This is a genomic window from bacterium (genome assembly GCA_023382385.1).
Lineage (GTDB): Bacteria > Electryoneota > RPQS01 > RPQS01 > RPQS01 > JABWCQ01.
The window spans coordinates 175,124-188,364 of sequence record JAHDVH010000004.1 but is presented as its reverse complement, the minus strand read 5'-3'; the positions used below and the strand labels follow the sequence as shown (position 1 = coordinate 188,364).

Sequence of the window (13,241 nt, the reverse complement as noted above, 5' to 3'; positions counted from 1 at the left end):
TTATCCTCCAATTTCAATCATGCTGAGATCATTCAGCTCCGCAAGTTCCGTGGGATCGGGATGACCCGCAGGCTTGGCTTGTACAGCCCGTGTAATAGCATTTCGAATGTGATCGTCCGGTGCATTTCCACGAAGCAAATCGCGAAGCTGCACCTGCGCAGGGAAAAACAGACATGCCTTGAGCGCGCCGTCCGAGGTCAAGCGAAGGCGCGAGCAGGTGGCACAAAAACTCTGTGACATGGAAGCAATGAAGCTGATTTTGCCCTGAAATCCCGGGATCGCAAAATCCTCGGCGACGCGGTTCGCTGCATATGTCTCCGGCATGGCGTGCAGATCATAGCGTTCTTCGATACGCTTGCGCATGTCGGCGTATGTCACAACTCCCGTCGGATCCCATTGGTTACCCTTGAAAGGCATATACTCGATAAATCGAACATTTATCGGTTGATATCGTGTCAACTCAACGAAGTCGAGCATTTCATGCTCGTTGATTCCCGCCATCACGACCATATTGACCTTTACCATGGCGAACTCTAAGCGCAGCGCAGCATCAATGGAGTCCAGTACTTGCCCAAGTGCGTCTCGGCGCGCGATCTTCTGAAATGTCTCCCGGTTGAGACTGTCAAGGCTGATGTTAACTCCGCCGAGACCCGCTTGCTTTAATTGCTGAGCCTTGCGGGCAAACAGGACTCCGTTCGTCGTCAGAGCGACGGTTTCGATACCGTCAACCCGAACCAATTCCGCGACCAAGTCCTCCAAATCGCTTCTCGTGGTTGGTTCCCCGCCGGTCAGCCTGATCTTTCGCACGCCCATGCCGGCCATGATCCGCGCAACTCTGAGAATCTCGTCGTTGCTTAGTATCTGCTCCTGTTTCTTCCACTTCAATCCTTCTGCAGGCATACAATATGTACAGCGTAAATTGCAGCGATCGGTAACCGAGATTCGAAGGTAGTCATGAACGCGACCATACCGGTCAACGAGCTGCGATGCGCACCTCACTCGAGATTCATATGCTGCTGAAGGTTTATTCATGACCGATTTGTGTGTGAGCGTTCGCCGTGTTTTGCGGACTGCGCTGAGCGAGCGTGGCGATGGTCGTCGTTTCCAGAAAGTTCTGAATCGTCGCTTTGGTCGTGGTCCACATTTCGCCAAGCGGGCAAAGCGCGCACTCTCCGCATAGTCCGTAGGCCAGCACGCAGGTGGACATCCGCTTGTCTGAATCAAACAATTCTGATATCTTCAGGAGTGAGATGGTTGAAGGATCCTGGGCGAGCACATAGCCCCCTCGTGGTCCGCGCGTCGAGTGAATGTATCCATGCGACTTCAGAACACCGAGAACCTTGCTGAGATATGGTTGTGGAATACCTTCCCTTTGGGCAACATCGGTAGCCAGCCAGCGACTGTCCTTGGGTTGACACGCCAACCAGATCAGGGCTCGAACCGCATATGCTGCTGAATGGGAGAATAACATTAAAGAGTAGTGTATCTTTTTATCCGAATATATACTATATTGGGCCTGTTGTCAAGCACCACAGAGAGACCCAGAAAGTAAGATTAAATAATTATTTTCAATAACTTACCCAAAGAAGTCACCGAAACACTGCTCGATTATTGTGGCCTGAGTCCCCTCATCATGCCTCAAAGCGCACGAGATTCCACGTCCAATCGGTCCACAGCATCAACAGTATATTGGAGTAGCGTGACTGTCCTTGGTTGGTTCTTAAGACTTCGCGTATCTTAATAACAAACATGATTTTATCAGAGACAAATGTGCTGATTGCCTCGGCGATTTTGGCTGGCGGAAAGAGCTCTCGAATGGGAAGTCCCAAGGCAGGAACACGGCTAAGTACAGGTGAAACAATGTTTGAGCGCGTCTATTCTATCGTGAAGCAGACTGCTGGACCGTGCTGTGTTCTTGGTCATGCGGAAGGAATCGAGATTTCCTGTCATCCCGACCTCCGCATCATCCCCGACAAAGTGCCTGAACGGGGTCCAGTTGGTGCACTCTTGAGCTTGTTAAGCAGCGGTATCGCTTCCTATTATATAGTAGCAGCATGTGATCAGCCTCTACTGACCACGCAATTGCTCAATCGTCTTCATGCTGAGATTGACGATAAGCCGTGCGTTTTCTGCGATCAGGATGAAACAAACATTGCTCCGCTTCCGGGTTTCTATCCCGCAGCTCTTCTCCCACACGTGGAGCAACTTCTCCGGCAGCCTCGTGCTTCCCTGCGCGAGTTACTTGGGCGCTCAAACTTCCGAACTATCGCCCTCGATCCAGAAAGCTGGACACGGCTGCGTAGCTGCAACACCCCAGGCGACGTAGAGGAAATCAACAGGATACTTCAAAATTCTTCTCGCTAACCCAGATGAAGGATTAACATGATTGACGTTTCAGAAAAAAACCCGACACTTCGGTTTGCTGTCGCCGAGTCAGTCTTGACAGTCTCCCCGCAAGTCATTGAGCGAATCAAAGCAGGGACCGTCCCGAAAGGGAATCCGCTCGAGGTCGCCAGAGTCGCCGGTGTGATGGCGGCAAAGAAGACTTCGGAAATCATTCCCTTCTGCCATCCAGTGCCGATTGAATACATAAAGATCGAGCATAGCGTAGCGGACGATAGAATAACGCTGACTGCTACAGTCAAAGGTATCTACCGCACCGGAATGGAAATGGAGGCGATGACGGCTTCCGCTGTTGCAGCATTGACGGTTTACGACATGCTCAAAATGCTGGATGACAACATGGAGTTACTGAGTGTCAGACTGCTGAAGAAGCAAGGAGGAAAATCAGACTTCAGAGATGCGTTCTCTGAACCACTGAGAGCCGCCGTTCTGGTCATGTCAGACTCCGTTGCGGCCGGCAAGAAGTCAGATGCGTCCGGGTTGTTGATCCGCGATCGGCTCTCGAGTCTTGGCCTTGAGATTATCAAATATGAAATCGTCCCGGACGATAAGGTGCTGATTGCCGATACTCTCAAGAAATACTGCGATGAAGATCATGTCGATCTTGTCATGACCACAGGAGGAACAGGATTCAGCCCTCGAGATACGACACCGGAAGCGATGCAGGACGTCATCGAGCGCGAAGTACCGGGTATCCCGGAAGCAATTCGCACGTACGGACAGGAGCGAACCCCGTATGCCATGTTGTCGCGAGCCAGAGCCGGACTGCGGGGAAACACATTGATTGTGAACCTGCCGGGATCAAAGCGAGGCGTGCAGGAATCGCTCGATGCTCTGTTTCCCGGCATGCTGCATGCTTTTCAAATGATCTGGGGTGGTGGACACGAACGGCCAAAAGTGAAAGACATGTAACATGCTGAGTGTTCCAGAAGCGCAACGAATAATTCGTGCAAACGTTCAGACGTTGTCGGTTGAAGTGATTGCGCTCGCAGAGGCGCACAATCGCTACCTTGCTCAAGATGTTTGCTCACCGTTCCCTCTTCCGCGTTTCGACCATAGCGCCGTGGACGGTTTTGCGGTGCTTGCCAGTGATACAGCACACGCAGACATGGAAAACCCCTGTAAGCTGAAAGTCATCGGCACGGTCAAGACAGGCAGCTTTCCCGACGCACCGGTTCAGCCTGGGTGTGCGTTGCGCATATTCACGGGCGCGATGCTCCCTCCTTGTGCCGATGCAGTTGTCATGATCGAGGATGTGTCGATTGAAGAAGAAACAATTCACTTAAGACAGCCTTTGAAATCTAATTCGAATGTTCGAAGAGCAGGCGAAGAATTTCGATATGGGGACATTTGCCTGTCGAAAGCAACAAGGTTATCACCCGCGGCAATCGGTTTGGCTGCAACTCTCGGTGCTGCGGAAGTGTCCGTGTTCAGGAAACCTCGCGTTGCACTCATCATTACCGGAAGCGAACTTGTTGAGCTTGGCGAATCGCTTGACAGCGCACAGATCTATGACTCAAATCGCTATGCCCTGATGACTGCGTTATCAGAACTCGGTATTCATCATATCGTGGTGTATCGATGCCCAGACGATGAAGCAGCAATCAGAAACCGCATTGAAGAGGTTCTTAGTTCGTGTGATGTTATTATCACTTCAGGTGGCGCATCGGTCGGTGACTTGGATTATGTGAAACCCGCTATATTGAGTCTCGGCGGGACAATTCTATTTGACAAGGTGAGCATCAAACCGGGGAAGCCGACGGTCTTTGCAACTTTGAATGGGAAACCTGTGTTTGGCTTGCCGGGCAATCCTGTCTCAGCTTTGGTTACGTATCTGCTCTTCGTCAAACCAGCACTCAAGTTCATGTCGGGCGCCGCAAGCGAGCACATTGCCCCGCATGCAGCAATCCTAAACACTTCAATAAGCAAGCGAACCTCGCGCACTGAATTCGTTCGCGCAAAGACTTTCCGAGATGGCAATACCGAATTTGTGGCTCCCTGCACAGGTCAAGAATCCCATATGCTTGGTGGACTTGTCTCTGCAAACGCTTTCATCATATTTGACGGAGAGCCGCGCACAATAGAAGCACGAGCCTTGGTAGACGTGCTCCCAATAAGCTGGAGTTGAATTCATGGTTGACTCGGCAGTACTCAGTTCATTTCCGCTGCTCGCTTTGGTGTTTCTCGTCGCGGCTATTTACTCCTCGGTAGGACATGGCGGCGCATCAGGATACCTTGCAATTCTGGCCTTGTTTTCGTTACCTGTCGCGCAGCTGTCGGGAACCGCGCTGGTCCTTAATGTACTGGTGTCCTCGCTTGCATTCTGGTCTTTCTGGCGGAATGGTCACAAGCTTCCAAACTTTTCCTGGCTGCTTGTACTCGCCTCCGTACCCTTTTCATTCATGGGAGGAGCGGTGGTTTCGGCAAATGTTTTCTATAATCTTCTGCTTGCGGTCGCGTTATTCGCTATTGCGTTGCGGCTTATCATAGATCTTCGTCCTGCCGAGAGCTACGAACTCGTTCGGCCGCATCCCTTTGTACTTGCCGGCACAGGGTCGGGCATTGGGCTTATCTCCGGAATCGTCGGAGTAGGCGGGGGGATATTCCTCAGTCCGATCGCTCTTCTGCTTCGTTGGACAACGGTGAAATCGGCCGGCACATTATCGGCGCTGTTCATCTTGGTCAATTCTCTCTCGGGAATTGCGGGCCGCGCAATCACGGGTAATTTGACTGTAAGCCCTGCAATCGGGTTAATTGCTGCCGCTTTCGCAGGCGGACTGTTAGGATCGCACCTGGGATCAAAGCACTTCGGCGGAGTGATGCTGAGACGAATGCTGGCTCTTGTGCTTTTGGTCGCCGCGGCTAAACTTGCGTACACGGCTTTTTGATCTTCACGTTTCTTTGGTGTGTCACCTCCTGCGCGGTGTGATGGTTTGTCTATTCAATGGATGTAGCGTGAATGTAACAATTGAACGACCACGATGATTTTTTCTAAACCGACCAGTTACGCAATACGCGCTCTCGTGTATCTTGCGCAGAACCAGGCAAGAGGCCCCGTGCTCGCAACCGAAATCGCAAGAGGCGAGAATCTCCCCGCTCCTTATCTGTCCAAATTGCTTCAAGAGCTTTCTGCAAGCGGTATCGTCTTGGCCGCGCGAGGACCGGGTGGCGGTTTTTCACTTGCCAGAAGTCCCGCAGAAATCTCGCTAAATGACATCTTCCTCTTGTATGACGGACTGACACTTGCCCAGGACTGCCTGTTAGGTTGTGGAGTCTGCAGTGACGAAACCGCGTGCTGTGTGCATCAAAGATGGAAGCAGACCAAGGGCGCGATCGAGCAGTTCCTCACATCTACATCGATTGCAGATTTGCTCTTAATGCGCGAAGAGCATCGCCGCCGCTTGCTGGAGAATACCCCCGGATTGTTATAAGAGAACTGGTCCCAGGAGCATATGCAGTCGGATTGTTCAGTTATTGCTACGCGGTGTGCTTGAGGGCCGCAACTCGTCTCTCTCGCAGGAATTGATTTTCTCTCTGAACGTGGCTAAATTATTGTACGCGTAGGTCCTAGACCTAATCGCTAAACAGTTATGTGTTACCCATACTTGTGAAATTATTCACATAAATCACGGAGTGTTTCTATGCGTAGAATAATTATTGCTTTATTTGTAAATGTCGTTGTCACTGCAAATCTCCTTGCGGCAACGCCTGCCGGTGGAGAGGCCCTCGGGACGCGCAAGTACTCCGACTTCGGTGAGGCATCTTATTGCGGGACGTCCTGCCATGGCGATATCCACCGTCAATGGGAGCAAGCCATGATGTCACAGTGCTATACCCATCCGTGGGACGAGATTGAATACTTCAAACTGGCTGTTCCCCACGCTGAGAAAGACCCGATTGTCGCGGAAGTCAAAGCTGGCTGCAATGGATGCCATGCGCCACTTTCCTTTCTGGCAGGAGATGTACCGCCGCCTCGTCCGGAAGAGGGCAGCCGCGCAAATGAATCGGTTAGTTGTGACATTTGTCACACAATAACTGGCCACGCCGGGGACACACCATTCAACTTCAATTACATGGTCAATCCCGGCGCAACCAAATACGGCCCGCGATCAGAAGGGGTATCCCCCGAACACGATATTGCCAAGTCCGCATTCCTTGCGGAGGCCGCCTTTTGTGGAACCTGCCACAACGAAAAGGATCCCTACGGAATCTGGGTGAAGTCAACGCACCTCGAGTGGAGCGAAGGCCCATACGCCAAAGAAGGCGTGCGATGTCAGGATTGCCACATGACGAAAGCGCCGATGCTGACAGCCGCCATGGGGAAAGTGCATGATGATGCACGGCTGCATCTGTTTCACGGTGCTCATGATCCGACAAAAGTGCAAGGAACGGTCGAAATCCGAATCTATCCCGATATCACCGAAGCCGAACCAGGCGATCCGGTCAAGCTGACCATCGCCCTGTTTAATCAGAAGACTGGTCATAAGTTTCCAACCGGATCCGTAGAAGATAGAATTGTCTGGCTGCATGTTGAAGCGATCGACAGTAAAGGCAATGTCTACCATATACCGGTGGACAAGAAAGGATTTGCGGGAGAAGAGTATACAATTGCGGCAGACATACTCGCCTATCAGGACATGGGTATTGCACTCGACATCCCGAACTTTAAAGGCGTGCAGCGAGACGGAGTTCCCATCGGAGACCGAATTTTCCGTATGCCTTACTTTGATCCGCAGGGCCGCATGACCATCCAGCAGTGGAACACGAAGTCCCTTGGTGTGGATTACAGGTTTGCACCTCGCGAAACGAAACTGGAGACGTTCTCGTTCAGGATACCGGACTCCGTATCGGATGGTCCCCTGACATTCACTGCAACGATGAACTACTGCCGTCTTGTGATTCCTGTTGCAGAGTTCCTGCAGGTTCCGAAGGAAGAGACGGAGATCATCGTTGTGAACAAGCAGAGCACAAGCATCAAGATTATTGGATAAGGAGTCGGGCATGAAGTCATACATTTTACTCGCGACCCTGCTGGCGATACTGCTCGCGGCAACAGACACCTTTGCCATTCCCGCGTTCGCCCGTACCTACTCGATGTCCTGCAAAACATGTCACGCACCGTTTCCTCGACTAAAGGCGGCAGGTGATGAGTTTGCCGGCGACGGATTTGTCTTCAAGGACAAAGAAACACCACGCTACTACAATGACACAGGAGACAAGGATCTCTCGCTCATACGCGATTTACCGTTTGCACTCCGCTTCGAAGGTTATGGACAATACCGTAGTGACACTGATCAGGAGCTTGATCTCTCCACACCGTGGATCCTGAAAATCCTCTCGGGCGGTGCACTGACCAAGGACGTAGCATACTACTTTTACTTCTTCTTCAACGAGCGCGGCGAAGTTGCAGGAGTGGAAGATGCCTTTCTGATGTTTAACAATGTTGGCGGCTCCGATCTGGATATTTACGCGGGGCAGTTTCAGGCGTCTGATCCATTGTTCAAGCGGGAGCTGCGCTTGAGTTTTGAGGACTATGAAGCCTATCGCGTGCGGCCCGGCAATTCATCCATAAATCTGACCTACGATCGTGGACTCATGCTGACCTACAGTTTGCCAAGCAAGACCGATGTCATCATCGAGGTGTTGAATGGCAATGGCATCGGGCCTGCCGAGAACCGCGTTTACGACGACGATAAGTACAAAACCTTCCTCGGGCGCATTACGCAGGATGCGGCGGAAGGTGTACGAATCGGCGCATTCGGATACTGGGGCAAGGAAGGACGTGCGTCCACAAACGAAATTACGATGGCGGGTCCCGACATGACTTTGGCGTATCAGGACAAGCTTGAACTGAATCTGCAATATCTGTGGCGCAAGGATATGAATCCGTTCATCACCACGAACGCCAGAGAATCTACCATGCAGGGCGGTTTTGGTGAGCTGATCTGGACACCTCGCGGTGACAAGAGCAAGTGGTACGGCGTTCTGCTCTACAATCACGTAGAAGTTGACTACGACCCGGCGATGACTCAGTACCGGACGATCTCGTTGGATGCAGGATACATGCTCAGAACAAACATACGCCTCGTTGCGGGTTATACAAATGATCTTGAGAACACAGAGCACCGCGGGGTCATGGGTTTCATTGCTGCCTTCTGATGTTCGCTAATGTGAAGGCATGGATAGCGTGAATGAGTTGAGGCCTGCCCTTATGGGCAGGCCTCTCAATCTCTACTTTTCTCAATCCTCAAAGTCTACGCAAAATCTCCGCGTGACTCAGCGATTTGTCGAGGCACATTCTTTCGGTGGACGAGTTGCCCGAGCGCAGCCACCCAGCCGTCAAGCTTGACATAGAATGATGGCACGACAAACAAGCTTAATGCTGTTGAGACCAACACACCACCGATTACCGCAATGGCCATCGGTGATCTGATCTCGGTGCCGGGTCCCAATCCAAGCGCGGGTGGAATTGCCGCCATCATCGTTGCAATGGAGGTCATCAAGATAGGACGCAGACGAATCGGCCCTGCCTGTTTCATGGCTTCAAGTGCTCCGGCGGCGCGGCTTCGCCTCTGGTTTGCGTAGTCAACCAGAATTATCGAGTTCTTCTTGACAATTCCCATCAGCAATAGAAGCCCGATCATACTGAAAATATTCAGAGACTTCCCTGCGATGAGCAACGCGGCAGCCGCGCCGACCACAGAGAGCGGCAGAATGGTCAATATAGTGATCGGATGACTGAACGAATTGAATTGCGATGCCAGCACCATGTAGGCGACCATGATGCCCATAATCAATGCGAAAACAAGACCCGAGAAAGACTCCTTGAAAGCGACACTCGAACCGCTAAGCTGCGTGCGGTACCCCGGTGGCAGGTCATCCGTCAGTTGCTCAACGAATGCGATAGCCTCTTGCTGTGAATAGCCGGGAGCAACATTTGCAAAGACGCTGATGGCGCGCTCACGATCCTTTCGTGTAATGGCCTGCAACGCGGGCAGTTCTTCATAAGCGATAAGGGACGATAATGGTATCAATTCGCCCGATCTGCTGCGCACACGCAAGCGCGAGATGTCCTGCACACTGCGGCGCTGTTCCGCGAGCAAGCGCATGCGAACATCTACTCTGCGGCCGCCTGCGCTGTACTTTCCGACACGCTCGCCGCCGATGAGCGAATTTATCGCGGTCGCCACATCCTCCACAGAAATTCCCAAGTCTGCGCAGCGCGCGCGATCTGGTTGAATTCTCAGCTCCGGCACACCGATTCGATAGTCCGAGTCAACGTCGACCACGAGTCCGCTGGCATTCAGTTTTTGTATGACATCACTACTCAGATGCTCCAGCGTCTTCCAGTCCGGTCCAAGCAGCGCAAATTCGACGGGAAATCCGCGCTGTGCCGTAAAGCCCTGCTGCGAAAGGTCCTGCACGACTGCCCGCACACCCGGAATGCTGTTCAAGTCACGGCGGAGCATGGCGGCAAACTCCGCTTGTGTCTGCGTCCGCTCGCGAGGTGGTGCGAGTGTTACGAAAATCACCCCGCCGCTTTGGCTGCCGCCAAATCCTCCGACCAACGCAAGTGAACGCCGAATCTCAGGATACTTCTCAATCTTCTCTTCAACCTTCTGGAACAAATTGTCCGTCTCGTTGATGCTCGAACTGACAGCCGTTTGTAAACGCACCATCAGGCGGCTTTGATCCTGCGATGGAACAAATTCACTGGGCAGGAGTTTGAGAACAATCATGGACGCCAGAAAGATCGTCAACGCGCCAGAGAGTATCAACCCGGGACGGCGCAATGCCTTGTTAAGCCAGCGCGCATAACCTTTTTCCGACTTGCTAAAGACGCGGTCTGCCCATGCAGCCAGGCGGTTTCGGTTTTCGCGCGATACATCAAGAATTTGCGCGCATCGCGCAGGTGCCAGCGTGACGGCCTCAAGATAGGACAATAGGATTGCAACGCACAGGGTCACGCCGAACTGAAGGAAGAATCGGCCAATCACGCCCTCCATGAATACGACAGGCACAAAGATCGCCACCACCGCAAGTGTTGCGGAAAACGCCGAAAATGTGATTTCTTTTGTGCCCTCGAGTGCTGCAGTCACGCGATCTTTGCCCATCTCGGCGTGTCGAACGATATTCTCGAGCACCATGATTGCGTCGTCGACGACAATTCCCACCGCCAGCGCCAAACCGAGCAATGTGAATGTGTTCAACGTGAAGCCGAGAAAGTAAATCACGGCAATTGTTCCGAGTAGCGACATCGGAATTGCAAGAATCACGTTGATCGCGTTCGACATCGAACCCAGAAACAGCCAGCACACTAACGCCGTCAGGATGACCGATAGGATTAATTCGAGCTGAATCTCGTGGACGGATTCCGCGATGAATACAGTGGAGTCAAAATTTACTTCAAGCTCCATGCCGTCAGGGAGCGTCTTGCGGATCTCCGCCATTTGTGCTTTGACCGCTTCCGCAACCGCCACCGCGTTCGCGCCGCGCTGCTTGCGGATTCCCATCCCCATAGCAGGACTGCCATTAACACGTGTCAGCCTGCGCACATCCTCGAATCCGTCCTCGACGATCGCCACGTCCCGCAAATAGACTTCCGCACCGGGCGTGTCGCGCACGACGATGTCATTAAGGGCTTTCAGGTCAAGCGCCTCGCCCATGACTCGCACACTGACTTCGCGTCCACTGTTTTCCAATCTCCCTGCAGGTAGTTCTACGTGTTCGCGACGCAGTGCGCTCACAACGTCGCTGACAGTCAGACCCTTTGCGTCAAGTTTGGCGGCATCAATCCAAATACGAATGTTCCGATCGAGCCAGCCGCCGAGATTGATTTCACCGACTCCCGGAATCGTTTGAAGTTTGTCTCGAATCTGATAGCGTGCGACGTCGGACAGCAGCTGTTGCGGAAAAGGACCGGAAAGTCCAATCCACATAATGGGATTGTCTTCGGGGTTCGACTTGCTGACCGTGGGCGGATCGATGTCGTTCGGAAGTCTGCGCGCGGCACGGGCGACTTTTGTCTGTACATCCTGCAGCGCGAGATCGACGTCACGTGAAAGATCAAGTTCGACCGTGACATTTGCGCTGCCTTGCCGTGAGGTCGACGTAATGCTGCGAACGCCTTCCACTTGAGCGACGGCTTCTTCAATCACTTCAACGACATCGTGCTCGATGACTTCCGGAGCGGCACCTTCCCACGAGGTGCTTACGGTAATTGTCGGGAAGTCCACATCGGGGAATTGACTGATGCCGATGCGTGACAAAGCGATGATGCCAAACAGCACAATGCCTGCCATGAGCATCCAGGCAAAGACGGGTTTGCGAACGCAGACTTCGGTTATGTTCATGACTTCACACCACCCGTATCGGTGTTAGACTCTGTGCGGGCTTTCCCGCTCGCAACGCGAATCTTTGATCCGTCGTTGAGCGCTTCTGCGCCACGGACGACCAGCGTCTCGCCAATACTCAACCCGTCGAGGACTTCTACCAGCCCGTCGTGAGTCTGCAATCCCAATCTAAGCACTCGCTTTCTGGCAACCGAGTCTTCAACGATGAATGCCAGAAATCCTTCCTCACTTGGCCGAATACTCACCTGCGGAATGACCGGCAGCTGCTTTGTCTCACCTAAGAGCACGGCCACTTCGGCGAATACTCCGGGCTGCAAACGATCTGCGTAGTCGCGCAGAACTTCCGCAGTCACGTTGACCATTCTTGTCTCGGGATTGGCCGACTCGGATACAGCCATGACTCTTGCTCGCAGCGTATCTTTGCTGCCGCCAACCGTGAAAACTGCCTCCTGACCCTGCCGGACTGCCTGTGCCTCTTGCACTGGAATCGAGAACTTGAGCAAAAGCGGATCTCTCCTCACCATCGTAGCAACTGTTGCTCCGACTTGCAGGTACTGTCCTGTTCGAACAAGGCGCGACTGTATGACACCGTTTACCGGAGCTTCAACATGCGCATCACGATAGTTAAGCTTTGCGAGTTCATAGCTTGCCGCAGCGTTGGCGGAATCTGCACGTGCACCGAGTGCGCGTGTCTGCCAGTTATCCAAGTCCTCTGCGCTGACAAATCCGGGATTCTTGCCTTGAATGTCCATGCGCCGCGCCAATCCAGCTTCGACCTCGCGTAAAGTAGCCTTGGCTTTTTCAAAAGTCGCTTCGGCGGACTTCAATGCAAGTTCGTACCGCTCGAGTTCAATATCGACAAGCCCTTCACCTGCGCGCACTGATTCGCCTTCCTTGAACTTTACTCTCTGTACAGTTCCGGAGACACGGGCGGTGACAGGGACAATTTCGAAAGCTTCAACGGATCCGACGGCTCGCACAACGAGGTCGGTGCTTCGGGCCGAAATAGTCTCGATCTCAACAGGAAAAGCTAACGGCGGACGTTTGCCTCCGCTCGAGCTCCCCCCGGATGAGGAGCAGCCCAGCAGAAGAAAGGAAGTTAGCGAAGTCAGGAGGAGGCTGGACCAGAATTGTCGCATGGTATCGGAGAGTGCCTATATATAAGGATGGAAATTTTGCCTGAGTGGTATCCCAAGTTAATTAAACTACTGAAGTAAAACACAGTCTCCCCGACAGAAAATGCAGTTTGGATTTGGAAAAACAATAAAAATAGTAAGATAAGCCTTCAGGCTGAATACTTTCTTTGCCATAATCACCTTCCTCTTTGACGCGCGCCTCCGATCTACCAGCGTTCGAGTTTCGATTCTGGGACACTTAGAGGCCTGAAAAGCCTCTCGATTGACGCCTAAGATTTCATAAACTCAATAAATACAGTAATAAATACTTTCCATGAGGCAATCGGGAACTTGCAAACAGCATTTGCGT

Annotated in this window: 11 protein-coding genes; 7 read left to right on the top strand and 4 right to left on the bottom strand. The window is 52.6% G+C overall.

Going from position 1 to position 13,241, the window contains the following annotated elements; translation table 11 throughout:
* Positions 1–1,032 (bottom strand): GTP 3',8-cyclase MoaA, encoded by a 1,032-nt coding sequence (gene moaA, locus KJZ99_10760; protein ID MCL4306387.1) that lies wholly within the window; start codon positions 1,030–1,032, stop codon positions 1–3.
* Positions 1,025–1,471, bottom strand: a complete 447-nt coding sequence (locus KJZ99_10755; GenBank protein ID MCL4306386.1) for an Rrf2 family transcriptional regulator — start codon at positions 1,469–1,471, stop codon at positions 1,025–1,027. Before KJZ99_10755 ends, moaA begins: the two co-directional genes overlap by 8 nt.
* Before the next feature lie 344 nt (positions 1,472–1,815).
* Here KJZ99_10755 and KJZ99_10750 point away from each other — a divergent pair, with 344 nt between their 5' ends.
* The 7 genes from KJZ99_10750 (at position 1,816) to KJZ99_10720 (ending at position 8,562) form a co-directional block, all read left to right on the top strand.
* Positions 1,816–2,364, top strand: a complete 549-nt coding sequence (locus tag KJZ99_10750; protein ID MCL4306385.1) for a molybdenum cofactor guanylyltransferase — start codon at positions 1,816–1,818, stop codon at positions 2,362–2,364.
* Positions 2,365–2,382: 18 nt separating this feature from the next.
* Positions 2,383–3,315: a bifunctional molybdenum cofactor biosynthesis protein MoaC/MoaB gene (gene moaCB, locus KJZ99_10745; GenBank protein MCL4306384.1), complete on the top strand. Its 933-nt coding sequence runs from the start codon at positions 2,383–2,385 to the stop codon at positions 3,313–3,315.
* Position 3,316: 1 nt separating this feature from the next.
* Positions 3,317–4,531: a molybdopterin molybdotransferase MoeA gene (locus KJZ99_10740; GenBank protein MCL4306383.1), complete on the top strand. Its 1,215-nt coding sequence runs from the start codon at positions 3,317–3,319 to the stop codon at positions 4,529–4,531.
* A 4-nt stretch (positions 4,532–4,535) separates the two neighbouring features.
* The gene (locus KJZ99_10735; protein ID MCL4306382.1) at positions 4,536–5,291 is read left to right on the top strand and encodes a sulfite exporter TauE/SafE family protein; all 756 of its coding nucleotides are present in this window, start codon (positions 4,536–4,538) and stop codon (positions 5,289–5,291) included.
* A gap of 93 nt (positions 5,292–5,384) precedes the next feature.
* A complete protein-coding gene (locus KJZ99_10730) occupies positions 5,385–5,834 on the top strand; it encodes an Rrf2 family transcriptional regulator (GenBank protein ID MCL4306381.1) in 450 nt (149 codons plus the stop codon).
* 210 nt (positions 5,835–6,044) lie between these two features.
* Entirely contained in the window at positions 6,045–7,394 is a 1,350-nt protein-coding gene (locus KJZ99_10725; GenBank protein MCL4306380.1) for a NapC/NirT family cytochrome c, read from the top strand.
* Between the two features lie 10 nt (positions 7,395–7,404).
* On the top strand, positions 7,405–8,562 hold the full coding sequence (locus KJZ99_10720) for a hypothetical protein (protein ID MCL4306379.1): 1,158 nt from the start codon (positions 7,405–7,407) through the stop codon (positions 8,560–8,562).
* A 95-nt stretch (positions 8,563–8,657) separates the two neighbouring features.
* Here the strand turns inward: KJZ99_10720 and KJZ99_10715 are convergent, their stop codons facing one another.
* Together KJZ99_10715 and KJZ99_10710 are read right to left on the bottom strand one after the other, a co-directional pair.
* Positions 8,658–11,756 (bottom strand): efflux RND transporter permease subunit, encoded by a 3,099-nt coding sequence (locus KJZ99_10715; protein ID MCL4306378.1) that lies wholly within the window; start codon positions 11,754–11,756, stop codon positions 8,658–8,660.
* Entirely contained in the window at positions 11,753–12,895 is a 1,143-nt protein-coding gene (locus KJZ99_10710) for an efflux RND transporter periplasmic adaptor subunit (GenBank protein ID MCL4306377.1), read from the bottom strand. The genes KJZ99_10715 and KJZ99_10710 overlap by 4 nt, the downstream gene beginning before the upstream one ends.
* Positions 12,896–13,241: the final 346 nt, after the last annotated feature.